Raw genomic sequence first — 21437 nt, forward strand, 5'->3', positions numbered from 1 at the left:
AGGAACAGTTCCGTCCGGCAAGGGATTTGGTGAGCTGTGAGCCACATTGTCGTGAAGCGCCCACCGCGGGCCCTCCCCTCCGAAGTTCCGGGCGAGCAGGTGCAGTTGCAACCTCCGCCGGAGTTGCCCCGCGGGCAGCAGGAGGGGGTGATGATGCAACTGCTGCCGATGCTCGGTATGGGTGGTTCCGTCGTCTTCTTCTTCATGACCCCGAACCCGATCATGCGGATCATGGGCATGATCATGATTGCGTCGACGATCGCGATGGCCATCTCGATGCTCGTCCGCTTCCGGCGCGGCACCCAGGGTCAGCTGGCGGACATGCGGCGCGACTACCTGAAGTATCTGACGCAGACCCGGCGCGCCGTGCTGAGGACCGCCCGTCAGCAGCGCGACGCGCAGTTCTACCTCCACCCGTCCCCGGAGCAGCTGTGGGCCCTGGTGGCCGAGGGCAGCCGGGTGTGGGAGCGCCGTGTGGGGGACGCCGACTTCGCGCACGTACGCATCGGTCTGGGCGGCCAGGAACTCGCCACGCCGCTCGTCGCCCCCGACACCGCGCCGGTCGACGAGCTGGAGCCGCTGACCGCCGGGGCGATGCAGCAGTTCCTGACGACGCACAGCACGCTGGACGGGCTGCCGATGGCGGTCTCGCTTCGCGCCTTCTACCACCTGACGATCAGCGGTGAGGCCGGATCCGCGCGTGCGACGGCCCGCGCGATGGTCGGGGCGCTCGCCTCGCTGCACTCCCCCGAGGACCTGGTCGTCGCCGTCGCGACCGGCCGCGACGCCGCTCCGCACTGGGAGTGGACGAAGTGGCTCCCGCACGTCCAGGTGCAGGGTTCCACCGACGGCGCCGGCAGCCGGCGCCTGATCACCACCAGCGTCGCGGAGCTCGAGGAGATGCTCGCGGGCCGCCTCGACGGCCGCCCCCGCTTCCAGCCCGGGGGCCAACCGCTCCTCGACCAGCCGCACGTCGTGGTCGTGCTCGACGGCGAGTCCGTGCCGGCGACGTCCGCACTCGCGTCGGCCGAGGGCCTTCAGGGCGTCACCGTCGTCGAGATCGTCACGGGCCAGGTCACCGGGGCGCGCGGCGGTCTCTCCATCGTGGTGGACCCCCACACGCTCCAGCTGGAGTCGGGGCACGGCCTGGTGTACGACGGTGTTCCCGACCTGCTGAGCCACGAGGCGGCGGAGGCGCTGGCGCGCCAGCTGGCGCCGCTCCACGTGGCCACCGGCGGGGACGACGACGAACCGCTGCTCGCCAATCTGGAGTTCACCGACCTGCTGAATCTCGGTGACGCGGCCTCGGTCGACGTGAGCCGGACCTGGCGGGCCCGCTCGCAGGCCGAGCGGCTCCGGGTCCCGATCGGCGTGGGCGAGGACGGCAGCCCGGTGATGCTGGACCTCAAGGAGGCGGCACAGGAGGGAATGGGACCGCACGGGCTGTGTGTCGGCGCCACCGGTTCCGGCAAGTCCGAGCTGCTCCGCACGCTGGTCCTGGGTCTCGCCGTCACCCACACCTCGGAGACGCTGAACTTCGTCCTCGCGGACTTCAAGGGCGGTGCCACCTTCGCCGGAATGGCGCAGATGCCGCATGTCGCCGCGGTGATCACCAACCTCGCCGACGACCTGACGCTGGTGGACCGCATGGGCGACTCCATCAGCGGTGAGCTCAACCGCCGCCAGGAGATGCTGCGCGACGCGGGCAACTACGCCAACATCCACGACTACGAGAAGGCGCGCGCCGCGGGTGCCCCGCTGCAGCCCATCCCCTCGCTCGTCCTGGTCATCGACGAGTTCAGCGAGCTGCTGACGGCCAAGCCCGACTTCATCGAGATGTTCGTCCAGATCGGCCGCATCGGCCGTTCGCTGGGCGTCCACCTCCTCCTGGCCTCGCAGCGCCTCGAGGAGGGGCGGCTGCGCGGCCTGGAGACCTATCTGTCGTACCGGATCGGCCTGCGTACGTTCTCCACGGGCGAGTCCCGTGCGGCGCTGGGCGTCCCGGACGCCTACCACCTGCCCAATGTGCCCGGTTCGGGTTATCTGAAGTACGGCACGGACGAGATGGTCCGCTTCAAGGCGGCGTACGTCTCCGGGGTGTACCGCTCGGGGGCGCAGCCCGCCGCGTCCTCCGGTCCGCTGCCCGTCGACCGCCGGCCGGTGCTGTTCACCGCGGCGCCGGTGCCGGTGCGCTATGTGCAGCCGACGGTGGAGCCGGGCGTTCCCGAGGCGCGCAAGTCCGAGGACGACGCGCTGGCGGACACGGTCCTCGACGTGATCGTGCGCAGGCTGGAGGGCCGCGGGGCGTCGGCGCACCAGGTGTGGCTGCCCCCGCTGGACAATCCGCCGTCGCTGGACGAGCTCCTTCCGGGGCTGTCCGCGGTCGAGGGCCGCGGGCTGACCCAGCCCGGGTTCGAGGGCTCGGGACGTCTCGTCGTACCGCTGGGTGTGGTCGACAAGCCGTACGAGCAGCGCCGTGACACCCTCTACCGGGACTTCTCCGGCGCGGCCGGCCACATGCAGATCACCGGCGGCCCGCAGTCGGGCAAGTCCACGCTGCTGCGGACGCTGATCGCCGGCTTCGCCCTGACCCACACGCCGCAGGAGGTGCAGTTCTACGGGCTGGACTTCGGTGGTGGCGGCATGGCCTCGGTCTCCGGGCTGCCCCACGTCGGAGGGATCGCCTCCCGGCTCGACCCCGAGCGGGTGCGCCGTACGGTCTCCGAGGTGTACGGGATCATGGCCCGCCGTGAGGAGTACTTCCGCAGCGCGGGCATCGACTCCATCGCCACCTTCCGCCGGCTGAGGGCGCGGGGCGAGATCTCGGTGACGGACCAGCCGTGGGGCGACGTCTTCCTGATCATCGACGGCTGGGGCAACTTCCGTACGGACTACGAGGCCCTGGAAGCGGCGGCCATCGACATCGCTCAGCGCGGTCTCGGCTACGGCATCCACCTGATCGTCACGGCGTCGCGTTCCATGGAGGTCCGGGCCAACCTCAAGGACCACCTGATGAACCGGCTCGAACTGCGGCTCGGTGACGTCATGGACTCCGAGCTGGACCGCAAGGCCGCGGTCAACGTGCCTGCCGGTGTACCCGGTCGCGGTCTCACGCCGGAGAAGCTGCACTTCATGGCGGCGGTGCCGCGGATCGACGGCATCAACTCCGACAGCGACCTCTCCGAGGCCACGGCGGCCATGAACCAGGAGGTCGCCCGGCACTGGACGGCGGCTCCCGCACCCGCCGTCCGGCTGCTGCCCCGCGAACTCCCGGTCCACGACCTGCCCGCGGGCTACGCGCAGCCGGAGCGGGGCATCGCGTTCGGCATCGACGAGAACAACCTGGAACCGGTCTGGCTCGACTTCGAGCGGGACCCGTTCTTCCTGGTGTTCGGTGAGAGCGAGTCCGGCAAGTCCAACCTGCTGCGCATGCTCATCAAGCAGCTGACCGAGAGGTACGACGGGAACGCCGCGAAGTTCTTCGTCATCGACAACCGGCGAGCGCTCCTGGACGTCACCCCCGCGACGCACCTCGCGGAGTACGTTCCCATGTCCAACAACATGGAGCACCACGCGGACGCGCTGTACGACCTGATGAAGCGCCGTACGCCGTCGCCCGACGTCACGGCCCAGGAGCTCCGCGACCGCAGTTGGTGGAGCGGCCCGTCGGTGTTCGTGGTCGTCGACGACTACGACCTGGTCTCGACGTCCAGCGGCAACCCGCTGTCGAAGCTCACGGAGATGCTGCCGTTCTCCCGTGACGTGGGGGTGCGGTTCATCATCGCGCGCAGCACGGCGGGAGCGGGCCGCGCGCTGTACGAGCCCTTCCTCCAGCGCATCCTGGAACTGGGGGCGCAGGGCGTGATGTTGTCCGGCGACCCGATCGAAGGGGACATCCTCGGCAACGTACGTCCACGGCCGATGCCCCCGGGGCGCGGCGTCTTCGTCACCCGCCGGCGCGGGAACCCGCTGGTGCAGACGGGACTCATGGACGGGGACCGGTAGGACCGGCGGCCGGTGCGAGGCGGGTGGTGACGGGATCGATCCGTCACCACCCGCTTCTGCGTGCGGTCCGGCGGCAGACAGCCGGCAGCAGGCAGGCAGGGGATCCGGCTTCGAGCTCGGAAAGGCTCTCCGGCGATCGACGGCGGGCGCCCGCTTCCCCGTTGCTGCGTGCGCGCATGCGGGTGGCCAGAACTGGGCGGAATCACAACTGCTTGTAGGCGGCTTCCCGGCCAACGGGAATCGGGGGCTCGCCGGCAACCCCCACCGGGTGTCGGTGCACGGACCGACGAGGGGGCGACCGAGACGGCATGCAGCGCGATGACGGGGCCCACGGACGGCGGAACGTGGGCGCGTACGACCGGAATTGGTGAATCCTGAACCGGCAAGAGCCGCTTTCGGGCCAACTGCACACCGAGGACGATCAACCGCAAACACGGCGTGATCAACCACTTCGGTACGGCCCACGAGGGGCGGAGGTGTAACCGGACGCCTCCACAGTGTGGCGGGGAGGGTCCGACCCATGGGGCAACCCGGCTGGAAAGGGCTGTACCAGTTCCCTCCCCGCCTTGCTAACTTCCGGGACCCAGAGGCATTGAAAAGTACATGCGAAAAGGTGGTTCATGACCTCCCAAGCTTCAGCGCCGAAGATCCCTCAGCTGTGGGTCCCGCTCCCCTCCGGGATCCACCCGAGTTGGCGTGAGATCGACCAAGGCTCCGCCGCCTGGCTCGATCGATTCGGCCTCTACTCCGATCATGCGCAACGGGAACGACTGACCCGCATCTCCGTGGGTGAGATCACCGGCCGAGGTGGCCCGGACGGGCGACTGGCGGCTCTGCAGTGGACCGCGGACTTCCTGATGTGGCTGTTCGCGTTCGACGACGAATACTGCGACGAGGGTCCGGCTGCGGCCTCTCCGGACGCCACCCTGCTCATCATCACGAAGCTCCAGCGAATCGTCGAAGTCCCCTGGGCCGCTCCCGCGGATGACAACTACAGCGCCGCGTTACTCGAGTTGCGTCTGCGCCTCGACGATCTGACCACCCCCGTACAGACCGCTCGCTGGGCCGCCAGCTTCCGTGCCTACCTCCAGGGCCAGATCTGGATGGCCGCGAACAGCACATACGGGCGCATCCCCACCCTCTCCGACCACCTGGCGGTCCGGCTGGACTCTTCGGGCGTCAAGATCTTCTCGACGCTCAGCGAGATCATCCATGGATACGACCTCCCTGCGGCCGACTACGACCGGCACGACGTCCGCGGGTTCGTGGAGGTCTTCGCCGCGATCATCGGCTGGTCGAACGACCTGGTCTCCTATCACAAGGAGCGCCGGCGCAGTCAGGACAGCTACGGGAACGTGGTCGATCTGATCGCGCACGAACGGCAGTGCTCCGTCGAAGAGGCCGTGAGCGAGACGGCCACGATGCATACCCGCGCCATGGCTCTCTACCTGCGTCTCCGCGATCAGATTCTCCGCGACGCCGAACCGGAACTGCGCAAGTGGATCACGGACTGCGACTCCTGGATCCGCGCGGACTACGACTGGTCCCTCACCACCCATCGCTACGTCAATCCCGATGACCCCGCCGACCTGCCCGCCGGCAGCGCGGAAGCCCCCTTCCGTGCGCGGGAGGCGGACCAGCCTCTTCCGATCGCCAGCGTCTCCTGGTGGTGGACGCTGCTGAAGGACTAGACGGCGCGCCGGTTCGTGATGTGCGACGGTTGCGAACGCGAGCTGCTTCCTGACGGACGGAGGCCTCGCGTGCGCACCACGCCGTCTCACGGCGCACGACCGTCACGGAGTCCCGAAGCCGATCGGGGGCTCGGCCCCCGCGAACGGGACACCTGGAGGCTCCGATGCCCTGATCGCGGCAGCCAGGACAACGTCCTCGCGGCAGCGGACCAGCCGCCGCAGGACGCGCCTCAGGGTGTGCCGCATGACGCTGCAACTTGTTCAGGTGAACTCGAGGCCAGGGACGACTCGGCGCTCGGCCGGTTCTGGGCAGAGGTACTCGGCTGGGGTGTTTCCAGTGTTGGTCACACGTCTGAGGGCGCTCGGAGCGACCAACGCCGACGTGGGCCGAGGCGCGTGCCGGGGACGGTGATGGCCGACCCCGAAGGCAACATGTGGGGGAGAACCCGATGGGGCAACCGTGGTGAGGACCAACCGGCCCGGATCTTCTGCACAGCGGATGGCGGAACGTCGGAACCAGCTGAAGAAACAGGTCAGGGTGGGCACCTCCCGTGCGTGCCCACCCTGACCTGTTGTGTCTATCGCTGAGATTTACTCGAAGTTGGCCCGCGCCCGCTTGTCACCCGCGTGGTACGCCGTACCCGCGTCCCGCACCTTGCGGGAGATCTCCGCGAGAGCGGTCTGGATGCCCGTGGCGTCGCGGTCCCAGCCGGCTTGCGCGGCGTCGTACGCCGACTTGGCCTCGCCCACCCAGAGTTCGGAGACGTTGGCGACCATCCGCTTGATGGACGCGAGGTCTTCCTGAAGCTGCCTGCCCTGCCGGTCGATGTCACCAGCGGCCTGCTCCAGGCTTGAGTAAGTGACAACCATCGTGCCGTCGTTGGTCGGCATACGGTCCTCCAGTTCGAAGTGGTTCGATGTGATGACCCGTACGAGGTACGGGGGAAGGCAAGTATCAGAGGGAGTTGATCGCCGAGGTCTTGGCCTCGGAACCGGTCGAGTGACCGGGGACGACGTCCACGCCCTGGAGGGCCTGCCGGATCTCGTCCTCGGTGTTACCCGAGATCGTCCGGGCCGCCTTGATCGCTTCCTGGAAGTTGACCAGGCGGGTGGCGATGTTGCCCATCTTGATGTTGATATCGGCCTGCTTGGCGTTGAACGCGCTGGCGCCGATGCCCTTCCAGGCGCCTTCCAGGCTGTCGATCGTCGCCTGCAGAGTCTTCAGCTGACCCCTCACGGAGTCGAATCGCTTGGTGAGCTCGCCTTCGAGCTTGAGCAGCATTTCATCTGAAAGCTTCTGATCTGCCATGGTGCTGGCTTCCTTCCTGGTGCTCTTTATCGGTCCGACGCCTCACGCCGGACAGTGCGTCTGGGGATTTACGGCAGTCAGGCAGAACGGCGCTTACGAACCAGGGCGAAGGCTCCGCCGCCGATTACGAGCACCACTGCCACGCCGCCGAGAATCAGCCCCAGTTGGCTGCTGTCGTTCTTCTCCGTGCTGGAGCCTGCCATGGCGGCATCCTCAGCCTTGTCCTTCTTCTCAGGCTGTGACGAGGCTGATGCAGAGGGAGCGCCCGATCCTTCGGAGCCGGACGTCTTCTCCTTGGTGAGGGGACTGATGTCCGGGGCGCCGGGATCACCCTTGCCCTTGAGGATGTTCATGGAAGGGCGGATCAGGCCGTGACCGAGGTACTTGCTGAGCGTGCCCTTTTCCCAGTCGCGACTGGCAGTGTCGAAAAGTACGTTGAGGACTTGGTTTGCAGTCCAGTCCGGGTGTGCGGACCAGACCAGAGCGGCAGAGGCGGATGCGATTGCGGTCGCTGCACTCGTTCCGCCGTCGCCATCACAGTATTCCTGGAAGGTCTCGTCGCACCAGTAAGGAATATCGTTGCCAGGAGCGGCGATGTCGACGGTGCTCCCATTCTGGGAGTACTCGGCTACCTTCCCGTCGCGGTCAGCCGACGAGACACCCACAACCTCGGGGTAAGCCGCCGGATAGCTAACCGGGTTACCCTTCTTGGCTTCATTTCCTACAGCGGCGAAAAATAGCTTCCCTTTACTCTGGGCGTATTTCACCGCCTCAAGCTCTTCATCCAACTTGAAGTCGTTACCGAACGACATACTGATGATCTTGGCTTCACTGTCGGCTGCAGCGCGAATCGCGTCCGTTGTGTCGAGGGAGTTCACGCGCTCCTTCGTCTGCCAATCACCGTCAGCGACTCTCATTGGGATAATCTTCGCCCCGGGAGCTAGCCCCCTAAGGCCACCCCCCTTACCCGTGCCAGCAATCAATTCAGCCATGGTGGTTCCATGGCCGTTGTAATCGTCGGCCTCGTCACCCTCCACGCCCGTGGCATCAAGTCCTGCCAGAACTTGCCCCTCCAGAGACGAGGTGGCTGAATTGACTCCTGTATCGATGACGGCAACCTTTATGCCCTCACCCGTCGTAACTTTCCACATCTCCTCAGCCTGCATTGCGCCGAGGTACCACTGCTTCGATTGCACGTCTGCGGCTACCGCCGCTGGGGCGGCCCCCACGACTCCCACAGTGCAAACAGCGACTACAGCCATCGTGCCGAGCAGGCGCCCTCTCAATCCGAGAGACCTATGGCGCTTCCGGGTCTGGCTCATTCCTGCTGTCATCCTGACTTCCGAACCTTCCCTTTGCCTACTCGATCACCGGCGGTGCAGCCCCACGCCGGCCGGCCTCCCACGTCTCTCTGTCTTCCGTCAGGTAGTCGGGGCGCTGCGTGCCGTCATCCTGGTCGTCGTCGCGGGCGTCCTTGCGTCCCGCAGGGCCACGCACAAGACCCGTACCACCTGCGGTGAAGCCCTTCCCACCGGCGCCACTCCCCGCACCACGGGGTGTACCCACAACACCATTCGTGCTGGGTGTGCCACGTCCACCAGGCCTGGACGCACTGTTGGCTTTGTTTGACCCGACGACACCTCGTTGGCCGAAGGCGCCAGCCGGACCCCCCGTTCGAGGCACGCCTCCTGATCCGACGACCGTGCCGCGCGGTACGCCACGAGCGCCTCCAGCCGTACCTGCTCCTGCGCGCTGCGGGGTGCCACCCACGATGCCGCTCGCGCGGCCTGCCCGGGGGCTGGAGGAACCGGACACCGGCTGGCCCGCGGCTATGGGCCTGCCGCCAGTGATGCCGGATCGACCGGCGGTCCCCGAGGCCGATCCGCCCCCCATGGGCGAAGGGCGTCCTACTGGTGATCCGGCGCGGCCGTTCGCGGCAGCGCTGCCGCCTGTGGGGTTACTCGTACGGCTCCCGCCGCTCACCGTCCGACCAGTGCTTTTGGGCGCGCTGATTGGCCCCTGGGACCCTCGTGAGCTTGCCGATACCGGATTGACGAATCCGGGAGCCATGGGCGGGGCGGAGCCCCCGCCCGAGACCGCGGGACTCGTCGTCGGCTGGGGCGAAGTGCCGGAAACTGTCGTCGGCGACGGCGGTGCAGCAACGCTGTTGATCTCTGTCGACGTGCTTTGATCCAGCACAGGCGCCACAACCTCTGGCGTCTCGAAGCCATGGCCGCTTGCTGAAGAGCTCGAGCTGCCCGTCACCAGGTGCTCTGCCACCCGTCCAGAGCTTGCGCTGTCTGACGGAGAGTTGCCACCCGATGACGATGAATCCGACTCGCCCGTTCTGCGCGCATGGCCCTCCGGCCGCGGCATCGCCACATCAAGCTTCTTCTCGAACCGCGGCGGCTCCTGTGCCGCCAGCGTCTCCTCCGAGACCGCGTAGTAAGAAGCGAGCCTGTTCGCCTGGTTGATCGCTTCCTGGCGGTCCTTCTCGACCTTCACCGCAGCCGCGTACTCCGCATTGCCCTCGACCCGCTTCGGAGCCTCGACCTCGTCGGGGGATTTCTTGTTCAGGCGGGTGTCGCGAGGAGGGAGGGAGTTGCGGACCGAGGCGAGGCCAGTGCCTGCGACCATGATCTGCGTACCGGCCGTCTCCGCGAAGTCGCCCAGCTTCTGGGCGTGGGCGACCAAGCCCTTGCCCCAGTTGCGGAATGCGACTTCGGACTCGCCCTCCCAGTCGACGCCTTCGATGAAGCCGCGCAGGTCGTCCGCCGCCCTCCTGAGCGCGGTCCTCGCCTTCAACAGCGCTTCCCCGGCGCTCTCCAGATCCTCCGGCTTGGAGTTCTCGATCAGGTCGATCATCGCGTTGAGGTCATGACCCTCGAAAGAGGTACGCCCCGACGAGCCGGACCCGAACCCGAACGACTCCATCACGCCCTGGACCTGCCGCGTGACGTCCGTGACGAGCAGTTGCCCCTGAACGCGCCCCTGGTCCTGCTCCCGCTGTTCCGCGGGAGTCAGTTCGGGCTCCGCTTCGGAGCTGGAACTCGGCTTCTTCGGTTCGCTCATTCGGCTGCCCACCCCGCGTCGCTCTTCTTGTCGGCGTTGTGCTCGGGCTTGACCGGCTTCTCGCCCTGCGCCCTCTCACGCTCCGCGTCCAGGTCGGCCCGGATCTCGTGGAACCGCCGCCGCGTCTCGTCGTCCACGTTGTCGAAGCCGACGGCCGCCGCGTGCACGCCCAGGCTCAGGTACTCGATCTGGTCACCCAGCGACTTCGAGAGCGTGACGAGGGATTCATGCACACGGTTGTACTGGGTGTAGAGCCCATCCGCTTCCGCGAAGCATGCGTTATGGCCACTCAAGGAGGCACGCGACACCTTCTGTGCCGCGACCTCCGTCTTGCCGGCCGCTGAACTCTCGAGCTCACGCAGCAACGCGTTCACGCTCTGTTGGAACTTCTCCAGGGCCCCTACGCCCTTATGGAGATCTCCTTTTCCTTTGGCCACGTTGCTGCCTCTCCCCGTTTCCCCGTTTGCACAGTCCGTCTCGCGTTGCTAACGCACTCACGTGAACAGGACTGGCCCATCACATCACTCTAGCCAACGGCACTGACATGACCAACTGTCTTGTCCGTCACGTAACTTCCCCGCAGCCCTTACAGGCCGGGCCTCACGCACCGTTCGCCCGACCCCGTCTGCGCTGCATGTCGCGCACCGCGATCGCCGCTCCCGCGATGGCGGCGACCAGGACTCCCCCGCCCACCACGACGTAGGTCGCGAGCCGGGCGTTGCGTTCGTCGGCGGTCTCGCCCAGGTGGAACGCGGCGGGGACCGGCGCTTCGCCCTTGCTCATGCCTTCGTGTGCCACCGGCTTCTCGATGGGCTTGTCGTCCTCGGTCAGGGCACGCACCGGGTCGACGACGCCCCATCCGACCAGGCGGTCGTGGCCCGCGATCGAGCGTTCGGCCGTCTGCTCGATCTGGGCGACGATCTGCTCCTGCGTCCAGTCCTCGTGCTTGGCCTTGATCAGGGCCGCGACTCCCGCGACGTAAGGGGCCGAGAAGCTGGTTCCGTTGTCGGCGCAGTGTCCCCCGCCGGGCACCGTGGAGATCATGTCCACGCCGGGGGCCGCGACGCCCACGAACTCGCCGGACTGGGAGAAGGCCGCGCGCTCGTTGTTGCGGTCCGACGCCGCCACGGCCAGGACGCCGTCGTACGAGGCCGGGTAGGTCTCCTTGACGTTTCCGCCCAGGCCGTCGTTGCCGGCCGAGGCGACGATCACGATCTCCTTGTCCAGGGCCGCGTCCACCGCCTCCTCGAGGAGGGGTGTGGGTTTCACGGCGTTGGCCGTGTCCTGGGAGATGTTGATGACGTCGGCGTTCTTCAGGACGGCGTGCCGGATGGCGGAAGCCAGTGTCTCCGCGGTCCCGTGTCCCTCCGCGTCGTTCTGCTGGATCGGGATGATCGTGGCGTCGGGGGCCAGGCCGGTGAAGCCGGTGCCCTTCGCCTCGCGCGCGGCGATGATTCCGGCGACCTTGGTGCCGTGCCCGACCAGGTCGGTGGTGCCGTTCTCCTTGCCGCGCTCGATCTTGTTGCCGTTGTCGTCCTTGAGGTTCTTGTCCAGGAGGTTGATACCGCTCCCGGCGTCCACGGCCTTCGCCAGTTGCGGGTTCTTGACGTCGACCCCGGTGTCGATGACCGCCACGCGTACGCCCTTGCCGGTGGACTGGTCCCAGAGTTCGTCCATCAGTACGCGTTGCAGTGACCAGGGGCGGCCCGCGTACTTCTTCGACGGGAAGGTGCACTGGGTGGAGTCCTCGGCGGCGGCCGGCAGCACCGGCAGCGTGACGAGGAGGACGGCGGTGGCGGCAGCGGCGGTCAGCAGGCGCCTGCGAGGGGACGGGTGCGTGGTCACGTGGCCGCTCCTCACGAACCCTGCGGCTGACGGGCGGCACCCGTCGACAGACGGGGACCCGTCGGGAGGAAGGCGGACCAGGCTGCGGGGACGGGGGCGGGGTCGACGTCCTTGTATCCGAGCCGGTTCTGCGCCTGCTGTGCCTCCTGCTGACGCTGCTCCCTCTCCTCCTTCGTACCGGACTCACCGATGCCGGAGTCGTCCTGCACGCTGTCGCCGTTGGACTGCATGGCATAGCGCAGACCGGTGTCGGTCACCAGGAAGAGCGGGCCCGACTCCGGGCTGGAACCCTTGAACTGCCGGAAGAGCTGACCGGAACCGGGGGTGACGTAGGCACTGCTGGAACCGGTGGGCAGTGCGGCGGGGAAGCCGGTGCCCGCCCAGGTGCTCAGTGTGCTGGCGCCCCCCTTGTCCGCGACACCGCGCAGAACGTTGCACACGGTGTCACGGCCTCCGCCCGACGTCTCCGCGGAGTTGACGGGCTCCGGCTCAGCCGCGGGCCAGTCGAATTCCTGCCCGAAGGCCTTGCCGGGCTGGAACGCGGCGGCGCTGACGTCCTTCGCCTTGCCGTCCTGGTCGAGGCTCACCAGTGCGCGGCTGCTCAGCAGGAGCTTGGCGACGAAGTCGGAGACCGGGGCGACCCTGCCCGGCAGGACCACGTACTGCTGGGTCCTGGTGCCGGAGGTCGCAGCGAGGACCATGCCCACCTTGTTGTCCTCGGGCTGCAGCGCTCCCTCGACACCTGCGTCGGTGCCGGGGTTCCCCTCGACGGCCGGGAAGGTGACCTCGTCCCCCATGTGCAGGGTGGCGAGCCAGTCCGCGGACACCCGCTGGGCTTCGCGGCCTCCGTCGACCAGGGTGCGCAGCAGGAGTTCGTCGTTCTTGACCGGGTACGCCTTGCCGGTGGCGTCGACGATGTAGCGGGTCCGGTCCGGCCCCGGGCCCTCGACGTACATCACCTCGCCGCCCCGCAGCTTGTTCTTGCCCTCGGTCTTCGTCTGCTCGCGCTCCGCGAAGACGAACGCCGCCTTCTGGATGGCCCTGCCGCCCTGGCCGGGCCGCTCGCAGACCGCCCAGCGCTTCGTGGTGCCGGCTTCCTTCTTGTCGGGCAGACGGTCCGGGGCGTAGGGGATGCCGAGGGTCGCTCCGTGGGGGATCTTCCCGTTGTCGAGAACAGATTCGTCGACGTTGATGACCGTGCCCTTGTCCGGGGCGAGCAGGAGCTTGGCGCTCGACATGTTGAGCACGGGATGGAGCTGGGTCTTGCCGTCGGTCGTCAACACCACGTATCTGGTGGTGGATTTGCTGGCGATGATGACGTTCTCGTACGGGGTGTCCCACTTCTGCGGAGCCACGGGCTTGAACATCCCCCAGGCACCGAACACGGCGAGGACGACCACGCCGACGATCGCACCGGGAACCACCGCGCGAAGAGGGCGGGGCGCACCCTCCTCCGAGCCTGACGGGTGGGGCTGCAGGAACTGTGCGACCAACCTCCGCTTCGCGAAGGTGTAGGCATTGAGTTCGTCCCGCCGTGATGCCATCTGCGCGCTGCCCCTTCTCCCCGGTGGGCGACCAGATTCGCACACCCTCCGCGAGCCGCTTCCCCCGACCGCGACCCCTACTATGCCTGTTGGCACTTGGCTATCACCGCTCAGGTAGGGTGAGCGCCCGATCAACGCCCGTGCAAAAAATGGTGAATACGGACACGAGGGGGCAACGCGGCGATGGGTGCAGCGACGGGGGAGCGCACGAGGCGGTCCGCCCACCGAACGCCCGGCCCTTCCCGGCGGCAACGCAGCAACGATCAGGACGGGGCCCCTCCCCCTCGGCCCGCCGGAGCCCCCGCGGCGACCACGCTCCACTCGATCTCCCGCACCGGCCGCGTCGGGCCCGCGCTGCGGCAGTTGGTGCTGGTCGAGGCGGCCCTGGCGGTCGCCGTGGTGGGTGCCGCGCTCGGCGGCGCGTGGATGATCCCCGCCGGTGTGATCGCGTGCCTGCTGATTCTCCTCGCACTGGTACGCCGTCGAGGACGGGCCGTACAGGACTGGCTGTCGACCGTGTCCTCCCTCCGGCACCGCCGGCGGGCCGCCGAGGCACCCTCCTCCGAGACGGAGCCCCAGTTGGCTCCGGTGACGGAGAACGTGCCGGGATTCGCTCCGTACATCTATGTGGACGGCGCCCGCCGCACGGTGGGCATGGTCGGGGACGGCACGTTCCTGACCGCGGTCGTACGGGTCGAGGCCAGCGGTGAGTCGCTCCGCCAGGCCATGGGCGCGCGGTCGCTCCCCCTGTCCCTCCTGGGCGACGCCCTCACGGTGGACGACATCGTGCTGGAGTCCGCGCAGCTCGTGCAGCAGGTGCGACCCGCTCCGGCGCCGCATCTGCCGGAGCGGTCGGTGGCCCGGCTGTCCTACGGTCCTCTCCAGGACCGGACCGGGGCGCCCGCGCTGCGGATGACCTGGGTGGCGGTGAAGCTGAACCCCGAGCTGTGCCGGGAGGCCGTGGAGGCACGTGGCGGCGGTATGGGCGGAGCGCAGCGCTGCCTGGTCCGGGTCGCGGACCACGTGGCGAGCCGGATCACCGGTGCCGGGTTCAGGGCCGCGGTGCTGGACCAGGACGAGCTGAACTCCGCGGTGGCGACGTCCGCCTGCGCCAGCCCCATCCTGTCGGCGCGCGCCGGACGCCCGGACGCGGCGCCGCAGAGGCGCACGTCGGAGACGACGCGGGTGTGGCGCTGCGACGACCGCTGGCACACCACCTACGCGGTGGACCGCTGGCCCGAGCTGGGCCGTGGCGCCACACCGCTGCCCCGTCTCGTCGCGCTGCTGACCTCGGTCCCCGCCTACGCGACGACCTTCAGCCTGACGGTGCGCCGCGGCGCGCACCAGGGGCACGTGTCGGTGCGCGGCCATGTACGGATCACCGGGGGCTCGGACACCGAACTGGTCGGAGTACGAAGGACCTTGGAGCAGGCGGCACGGCACGCCGAGGTAGGTCTCGTACGGCTGGACCGCGAACAGCTGCCGGGTGCGCTGGCCACGCTCCCGCTCGGAGGCGCGCAGTGAGGAAGCACATCGCTCCGAGGCGTGGGCTGCTCGGCCCCCGCCATGCCGGCCACACCCTGGCCACCGACCACCTGGGCGCGCTGTCGCTGCCCGTGGGCGACGACGGCGTGATCATCGGCGACGATGCCGAGGGACGCCCCCAGATGATCGGCTTCCACCGCCCGGCCCCGTACGACGTCCTGTTGATCGGCGGCCTGTGGACCGCACAGGTGCTGGCCCTGCGGGCGGCCGCTACCGGTGCGCGGGTCGCGGTCGAGACGGGCCGCACCCAGGCGTGGACCACGCTGGCGCAGGCGGCGGGCGCCGGCCTCGAGTGCGTCTCGCTCCACGACGTGGGGCGGGTCCCTCCGACCGGCGCGGCCGTGGGCAGCCCGGTGGTGGTGGTACGCGACTGCGGCATGCGTCCGCCCCGCGGCCGGGTGGTGTCCTCGCCGTGGCAGTCGGTGCTGACATTGCTGCCTTATCTGAGCCCGGTGGCGCCCCGGTTGATGCGGGCGGCGACGCTCGTGGGCATCCAGAGGGTCTCCCCCGCCGAGGCGGAGCAGATCGGACGGATCCTGGGTCTGGCACGGACCGAGAGCGAGGCTCTGCCGACGCTCGCGGACGGTGTCACCCTCTGGGTGTCGGGCCGGGACCGCCACTGGGTCATGACGAGTGCGACGGATGTGGAGACCGGACTGCTCGGCACCGCCCGCAGGATGGACTGAATCCTCGTTTGCTCCCCGGAGCCGCGGCATTTCAGGATCATGGCGAGGGAACGGATCGGTTCGACCGAAGGGACGTGCGTATGGGCACCCAGCAGGAAAAGGACGAGCTCTACGCTCTCGACATCTCGGATGTGGAGTGGCTGAGCGCACCCGGCACCGAGGACGTGGAGGAGCGGGTCGAGATCGCCCACCTCCCCGGCGGCGCGGTCGCCATGCGTTCGTCACTGGATCCGGGCACGGTGCTGCGGTACACGGAGGCCGAGTGGCGTGCCTTCGTACTGGGAGCACGGGACGGCGAGTTCGACCTCACGTAGGTGACGCGCGGTGAAGGAGGGCGGCTGTCCCGGACTGCCGCCCTCCCGCCATGTCCGGCGACATGTCCACCGGGTGTCCTGCCATCCCCGGGGAGTGACAAACAGGCCGATTCCTCATGTTCCGTCGCAGCGGCTCCGTTCGGGGACCGGACGTGACCTACGGGACAGTTGCCGCTGGGCGATACGGCCTGCCGCAGTCCGCCCCATGGCGATTAGGGTGGGTGGGGGCGCGGCAGAGGAACCTGAGGGCAGGCACTGCGCGTCGCAAGGGGGAGAGCCGGGCGGACCGGACAACGGGAACGGTCGCCCCCACCCACCACGGCACAAGGGTGCTCGACCACACCAGGAGGCAAAGTGAACGGCGATCGGGACGAGATCAGCGGGGGATGGAACACGCCCGTCGACGAGTCCGACGCGGATCCCGCCGAGATGACGGGTGAGTTCACCATCGACTACACCCCGCCCGCCTGGTACACGCAGAACGCACCGGGCGACTCGTCGGGAGGGGCCGGGTCCCACCTGGCACCGCCCCCGCCGCCGCAGGGGCCTCCGCTGTCCGTTCCGGGCCCGTCCTCCGGCGGGTTCGAACCCGCCTGGCGGCCGGCTCCGGCAGCACCGTCCGACACCGCGCCGACGGCATCGGCGGCGCCGTCCTCGCCCTCCTTCGAGCCCACTCCCCCGGCGCCGGCGCCCGCAGCGCCCGTGGCCGGCGCCCCGGAACCGGACTCAGGGAGCGGTTCGTCCGGCCCGTTCGGTGGCGGCGACGTGGAGAGCGGCGCGACCATGCGGTTCTCACCGGCCGCGCTGAAGCGGGAGATCGCCGAGCGCGAGGCCGTCAGGACCGACGCCTCCGCCTCCGACGCCTCCGCTGCCGTCGCCGGAGATTCCGCCGAACCCACGCCCGAAGCCACCCCGTCCGAGGCCGAGGCCGAGAGTGAGGTCACGGATCCGGCAGGCGCGGTGGGCGACAAGGACTCCGAGGACGGTGACCGGACCTCCGCTCCGGAGGCGGACGCGTCACGGGGACCCGAGCCCGAGGCCGACGACGAGCCGGCGGCATCGGCGACGCCGGAGGCAACGGGGACACCGGACGCCGACGGCACACGGGCCGACGAGCCCGTCAGCCCGGTGCCCGGCTCGACGTCTCAGGACGCGTCCCCCCAGGACACGCCTTCTCAGGACGCGTCACAGCCGGCCGGCACACCGCCGCCCGTCGACGCCCCGCAGGACTCCGTCCCGCCGAACGCACCGGCACCGTGGTCGCCGGCGCCGCCCGCGCAGGGCGCTCTTCCGCCGCTGCCTCCCGCCTTCCAGCCGGCCGCGCCGCAGCCGAGCGCTCCGCAGTCCGCGTCGCAGTGGCCCGCCCAGCAGCCCGCTCCGGCCGCCGAGGCACAGGGAGGCTACGGGTTCCCGCAGCCTCCCGCTCCCCAGGCGCCGGCCCAGCAGGCGTACCCCGACCCCGCCGCGGCGCACGGTGGTTACGGGTTCCCGCAGGCACCGCACCAGGGTGGCTACGGGTTCCCCCCGGCACCCCCGCAGCAGACACCTCAGCCCCAGGCACCCCACCAGGTGCCCCAGCCTCAGGCGCCACAGCAACCGGCAGCGCAGCAGCAGGCACCGCGCCTGCCCGCCCAGGGCGCGCCCCAACCGCCCCCGGCCGCGCAGCCCCAGGGTGGCTACGGGTTCCCGGCCCCGCAGCCCGGCCGGCCGCCGCACATCCCCGCGCAGGCGGCGCCGCTTCCTCCGCAGGGGGCCCCGCTCCCTCCGCAGGCGCCTCAGCAGCCGGCCCCCGGCGCGCCGAACCCGCCCGCACAGCAGCAGCACCAGCAGCAGCCGGAGGGCTACCGCCCCCAGCAGCCCGGCCCCCAGGCCCCGCCCGTCGACCCGCGCACCGGGGCCGCCTGGCCGACGCCGGTCACCCACGACCAGCGCGAGCGCTCCGTGCCGGGTGCCCCGCTCGGTTACACCGCCGCCGTCGAGCTGTCCTCGGACCGGCTGGTCCGGGGCAAGCAGAAGGCCAAGAGCAGCCGCACCCCGTCCGCCGCATCCCGCTTCAAGCTGGGCGGCAAGAAGGAGGAGCTCGAGCGGCAGCGGAAACTGGACCTGATCCGCACGCCGGTGCTGTCCTGCTACCGGATCGCGGTCATCAGCCTCAAGGGCGGGGTCGGCAAGACCACGACGACCACCGCGCTGGGCTCCACGCTGGCCACCGAGCGGCAGGACAAGATCCTCGCCATCGACGCCAATCCGGACGCCGGAACGCTCGGCCGTCGTGTGCGCCGGGAGACCGGGGCGACCATCAGGGACCTGGTCCAGGCGATCCCGTACCTCAACTCGTACATGGACATCCGGCGCTTCACCTCGCAGGCGCCCTCAGGCCTGGAGATCCTCGCCAACGACGTGGACCCCGCGGTCTCCACGACCTTCAACGACGAGGACTACCGCCGGGCGATCGACGTCCTCGGCAAGCAGTATCCGATCATCCTCACCGACTCGGGCACCGGTCTGCTCTACAGCGCGATGCGCGGTGTACTGGACCTCGCCGACCAGCTGATCATCATCTCGACGCCGTCCGTCGACGGCGCGTCCAGTGCTTCCACCACCCTGGACTGGCTGTCGGCGCACGGCTACGCCGAACTGGTCCAGCGTTCCCTGACGGTCATCTCCGGTGTCCGCGAGACCGGCAAGATGATCAAGGTCGACGACATCGTGCAGCACTTCGAGACCCGCTGCCGCGGTGTGGTGGTCGTGCCGTTCGACGAGCACCTGGCCGCCGGCGCGGAGGTCGACCTCGACATGATGCGCCCGAAGACCCGCGAGGCGTACTTCCACCTCTCCGCACTCGTGGCGGAGGACTTCCAGCGGGCCCAGCAGCAGCAGGGGCTGTGGACAGCGGACGGCAGCAACCCGCCGCCGCAGTTCGCCCCGCCGATGCCGGGACAGCAGACGCCCGGTCAGCAGGCGCCCGGTCAGCAGCAGTACGCGCCGCAGCCCGGTCAGTCGTATCCGGGCGGGCCGCACCCCGGACAGCCGTATCCCGCGCAGCCGCAGCAGCCGTATCCGCCCCAGCAGCCCTACGGCGGCCAGCAGCCTTATGGAGGCCAGCAGCCGCCGCACCAGCAGCCCGCCGCACCGCAGCAGCCCTACCCGCCGCACCCTGGTCAGGGTGCGCAGAACAACAGCTGGCAGCAGGCGCAGCCCGCCCAGGCGCACCCCGGGGGCAACCCGGCCGGACCGCCCCAACCGCCCGCGCAACCCGATGGCCAGGCACATCAGTCCGCCCGGCCCGAAACGCAAGGCCCGGTTCCGCCCGCGGGCTGGCAGCAGTACCCTCCGCCGCCGGCGCCTCAGCAGTAAGGCAGTAGAGGTCTAAACCAATGAGGGCCCGCACCGTTCACACGGTGCGGGCCCTCATCGCATTCCCGCAGACCACACGCGGTTTGGCGGACCGTTGACGCGACTCGACCGCCGCTGATAAACCTTCGCTTCACCAGCTGGCGAACCAGAGATCTGCCCGCCTTAACCGTGCGAGTCATGACGCGAGGTCCCCGTCCATGGTCACAAGATTCCCTCCACGTTCCTTCCGCCCACGCGGCCGTCTGCGCATCCTTCTCGCCTCCGGAGCCGCCTCCCTGGCGCTGGCCGCCGGATCGGTCGTCCCCGGAAACCCGCTCGCCCCCGCGCCGCAGGAGGCACACGCCGACGGCGGGGGGTCGACCCTCACGGTCGCGGTCGCGCAGAGCGTCGACTCCCTGAGCCCGTTCCTCGCCCAGCGGCTGGTCTCCACGAGCGTCCACCGGCTGATGTACGACTACCTCACCAACTACGACGCCAAGGACAACCGCACGATCCCCGGACTCGCCACGAAGTGGGAGACCTCCGCGGACAAGCTGACGTGGACGTACACCATCCGGTCGGACTCGAAGTGGTCCGACGGCGAGAAGGCCACCGCCGAGGACGCGGCGTGGACGTTCAACACGATGATGACCGACGAGGGCGCGGCCACCTCGAACGGAAGCTTCGTCAGCAACTTCAAGAAGGTGACCGCCACCGGCCCGGACAAGCTGGTCGTGGAGCTGAAGCAGCCTCAGGCCACCATGACGGCGCTGGACGTGCCCATCGTCCCCAAGCACGTGTGGGAGAAGATCGGCGACTTCTCGAAGTTCAACAACGACACGAAGTTCCCGATCGTCGGCAACGGGCCGTTCATCCTGACGGACTACAAGGTCGACAGCTATGTGAAGCTCAAGGCCAACAAGGACTTCTGGCGGGGTGCGCCCAAGTTCGACGAGCTCGTGTTCCGGTACTACAAGGACCAGGACGCAGCGGTCGCCGCCCTCCGAAAGGGTGAAGTTTCCTTCGTCGCCGGCAGCCCCAGCCTGACCCCGGCCCAGGCGGACTCGCTGAAGAGCGCCGACAACATCAAGGTGAACGACGCCCCCGGCCGCCGCTTCTACGCACTGGCCACCAACCCGGGCGCGCAGACCAAGGACGGCAAGAAGTTCGGCGACGGCCACGTGGCGCTGCAGGACCAGAAGGTCCGTCAGGCGCTCTTCATGGCCGTGGACCGCACGGCCATCATCGACAAGGTCTTCCAGGGCCACGCCATAGAGGGCGAGGGCTACATCCCGCCGCGCTACGACTCGTACTTCTGGAAGCCGTCGGCCGAGCAGAAGCTCGCCTACGACCCGGCGAAGGCGGCGGCCCTCCTCGACGAGGCCGGCTACAGGAAGAACGGCGCCGGCAAGCGGACCGGGAAGGACGGCAAGCCGCTCGACTTCCGCATCCTGTGCCACGCCACCGACCCGAACGACAAGGCCATCGGCAAGTACCTCCAGGAGTGGTGGGGCGAGCTCGGCATCGGTCTGAAGGTCGACTGCCTCGACAACGTCTCCGACCCCTGGTACGCCGGTGAGTACGACCTCGCCTTCGACGGCTGGTCCGTCAACCCGGACCCGGACTTCGTCATGTCGATCCACACCTGCGCCGCGCTGCCGGCCAAGGCGAAGGAGTCCGCGGCGACCGACAACTTCATCTGCGACAAGCAGTACGACGCGCTCTACGCGAAGCAGCTGGCGGAGTACGACCCCGCCAAACGGGCCGACCTCGTGAAGCAGATGGAGTCGCGGCTGTACGACCTGGGGTACATGAATGTCATGGCGTACCCCAATGCCGTCGAGGCCTACCGCACCGACCAGATCAAGTCCATCACGACCATGCCCTCGGCCGCGGGCAACATCTACGGCCAGGACGGTTACTGGAGCTGGTGGTCGGCGGTCCCGGCAGCCGGTGCGTCGGGCGACTCGTCCGACGGCGGCGGCTCCACGGGAGTCCTCATCGGTGTCGGTGTCGCCGTAGTCGTCCTCGCCGGTGGCGGACTGCTGTTCGCCATGCGTCGTCGTTCCACCGCGGAAGACCGTGAATAG

14 protein-coding genes and 1 pseudogene are annotated in these 21437 nt (G+C 69.1%); 8 read left to right on the top strand and 7 right to left on the bottom strand.

Annotated features, from left to right (window positions below; genetic code table 11):
- Window positions 1-36 precede the first annotated feature (36 nt).
- The 3 genes and pseudogenes from eccCa to IA22_RS38320 all read left to right on the top strand — a co-directional run.
- Window positions 37-4005, top strand: a complete 3969-nt coding sequence (gene eccCa, locus IA22_RS0127140; RefSeq protein WP_030125137.1) for a type VII secretion protein EccCa — start codon at window positions 37-39, stop codon at window positions 4003-4005.
- Between the two features lie 620 nt (window positions 4006-4625).
- A complete protein-coding gene (locus tag IA22_RS0127145) occupies window positions 4626-5696 on the top strand; it encodes a (+)-(1(10)E,4E,6S,7R)-germacradien-6-ol synthase (RefSeq protein WP_030125138.1) in 1071 nt (356 codons plus the stop codon).
- A 244-nt stretch (window positions 5697-5940) separates the two neighbouring features.
- Window positions 5941-6128: pseudogene (locus IA22_RS38320) on the top strand (VOC family protein); the annotation flags it as partial.
- A gap of 159 nt (window positions 6129-6287) precedes the next feature.
- Here the strand turns inward: IA22_RS38320 and IA22_RS0127150 are convergent.
- The 7 genes from IA22_RS0127150 to eccB all read right to left on the bottom strand — a co-directional run bounded on the left by IA22_RS0127150 (window position 6288) and on the right by eccB (window position 13466).
- Window positions 6288-6587: a WXG100 family type VII secretion target gene (locus IA22_RS0127150; protein ID WP_014153724.1), complete on the bottom strand. Its 300-nt coding sequence runs from the start codon at window positions 6585-6587 to the stop codon at window positions 6288-6290.
- 64 nt (window positions 6588-6651) lie between these two features.
- Entirely contained in the window at window positions 6652-7005 is a 354-nt protein-coding gene (locus IA22_RS0127155) for a WXG100 family type VII secretion target (RefSeq protein ID WP_014153725.1), read from the bottom strand.
- Window positions 7006-7082: 77 nt separating this feature from the next.
- Window positions 7083-8339, bottom strand: coding sequence for a S8 family serine peptidase (locus tag IA22_RS0127160; RefSeq protein ID WP_030125139.1), 1257 nt, complete (start codon window positions 8337-8339; stop codon window positions 7083-7085).
- A gap of 25 nt (window positions 8340-8364) precedes the next feature.
- Window positions 8365-10077, bottom strand: coding sequence for a WXG100 family type VII secretion target (locus IA22_RS35430; protein ID WP_078640221.1), 1713 nt, complete (start codon window positions 10075-10077; stop codon window positions 8365-8367).
- On the bottom strand, window positions 10074-10514 hold the full coding sequence (locus IA22_RS0127170) for a hypothetical protein (RefSeq protein WP_014153728.1): 441 nt from the start codon (window positions 10512-10514) through the stop codon (window positions 10074-10076). Before IA22_RS0127170 ends, IA22_RS35430 begins: the two co-directional genes overlap by 4 nt.
- Before the next feature lie 163 nt (window positions 10515-10677).
- The gene (gene mycP, locus IA22_RS0127175) at window positions 10678-11922 is read right to left on the bottom strand and encodes a type VII secretion-associated serine protease mycosin (RefSeq protein WP_030125141.1); all 1245 of its coding nucleotides are present in this window, start codon (window positions 11920-11922) and stop codon (window positions 10678-10680) included.
- An 11-nt stretch (window positions 11923-11933) separates the two neighbouring features.
- Window positions 11934-13466 carry a type VII secretion protein EccB gene (eccB, locus tag IA22_RS0127180; RefSeq protein ID WP_030125142.1) on the bottom strand — a complete coding sequence of 511 codons (1533 nt, stop codon included), beginning with the start codon at window positions 13464-13466 and terminating at the stop codon, window positions 11934-11936.
- 183 nt (window positions 13467-13649) lie between these two features.
- Between eccB and eccE the strand changes: the two genes are divergently transcribed.
- The 5 genes from eccE to IA22_RS0127205 all read left to right on the top strand — a co-directional run bounded on the left by eccE (window position 13650) and on the right by IA22_RS0127205 (window position 21437).
- Complete coding sequence (eccE, locus tag IA22_RS0127185) at window positions 13650-14990, top strand: type VII secretion protein EccE (protein WP_014153731.1); 1341 nt, start codon at window positions 13650-13652, stop codon at window positions 14988-14990.
- Entirely contained in the window at window positions 14987-15697 is a 711-nt protein-coding gene (locus IA22_RS0127190; RefSeq protein WP_014153732.1) for a hypothetical protein, read from the top strand. Before eccE ends, IA22_RS0127190 begins: the two co-directional genes overlap by 4 nt.
- An 80-nt stretch (window positions 15698-15777) precedes the next feature.
- A complete protein-coding gene (locus IA22_RS0127195; RefSeq protein WP_014153733.1) occupies window positions 15778-16011 on the top strand; it encodes a DUF397 domain-containing protein in 234 nt (77 codons plus the stop codon).
- A 354-nt stretch (window positions 16012-16365) separates the two neighbouring features.
- Window positions 16366-19368, top strand: coding sequence for an SCO5717 family growth-regulating ATPase (locus IA22_RS0127200; protein ID WP_030125143.1), 3003 nt, complete (start codon window positions 16366-16368; stop codon window positions 19366-19368).
- A gap of 197 nt (window positions 19369-19565) precedes the next feature.
- Window positions 19566-21437, top strand: a complete 1872-nt coding sequence (locus IA22_RS0127205; protein ID WP_030125144.1) for an ABC transporter substrate-binding protein — start codon at window positions 19566-19568, stop codon at window positions 21435-21437.

Source organism: Kitasatospora papulosa (assembly GCF_000717245.1).
In the GTDB taxonomy this organism is placed as follows: Bacteria; Actinomycetota; Actinomycetes; order Streptomycetales; family Streptomycetaceae; genus Streptomyces; species Streptomyces papulosus.

Coding starts and splice junctions, on each gene's coding strand:
- IA22_RS0127145 (WP_030125138.1), top strand. CDS start 4,626: ATGACCTCCCAAGCTTCAGCGCCGAAGATCCCTCAGCTGTGGGTCCCG.
- IA22_RS0127150 (WP_014153724.1), bottom strand. CDS start 6,587: ATGCCGACCAACGACGGCACGATGGTTGTCACTTACTCAAGCCTGGAG.
- IA22_RS0127155 (WP_014153725.1), bottom strand. CDS start 7,005: ATGGCAGATCAGAAGCTTTCAGATGAAATGCTGCTCAAGCTCGAAGGC.
- IA22_RS0127160 (WP_030125139.1), bottom strand. CDS start 8,339: ATGACAGCAGGAATGAGCCAGACCCGGAAGCGCCATAGGTCTCTCGGA.
- IA22_RS35430 (WP_078640221.1), bottom strand. CDS start 10,077: ATGAGCGAACCGAAGAAGCCGAGTTCCAGCTCCGAAGCGGAGCCCGAA.
- eccB (WP_030125142.1), bottom strand. CDS start 13,466: ATGGCATCACGGCGGGACGAACTCAATGCCTACACCTTCGCGAAGCGG.
- eccE (WP_014153731.1), top strand. CDS start 13,650: ATGGGTGCAGCGACGGGGGAGCGCACGAGGCGGTCCGCCCACCGAACG.
- IA22_RS0127195 (WP_014153733.1), top strand. CDS start 15,778: ATGGGCACCCAGCAGGAAAAGGACGAGCTCTACGCTCTCGACATCTCG.
- IA22_RS0127205 (WP_030125144.1), top strand. CDS start 19,566: ATGGTCACAAGATTCCCTCCACGTTCCTTCCGCCCACGCGGCCGTCTG.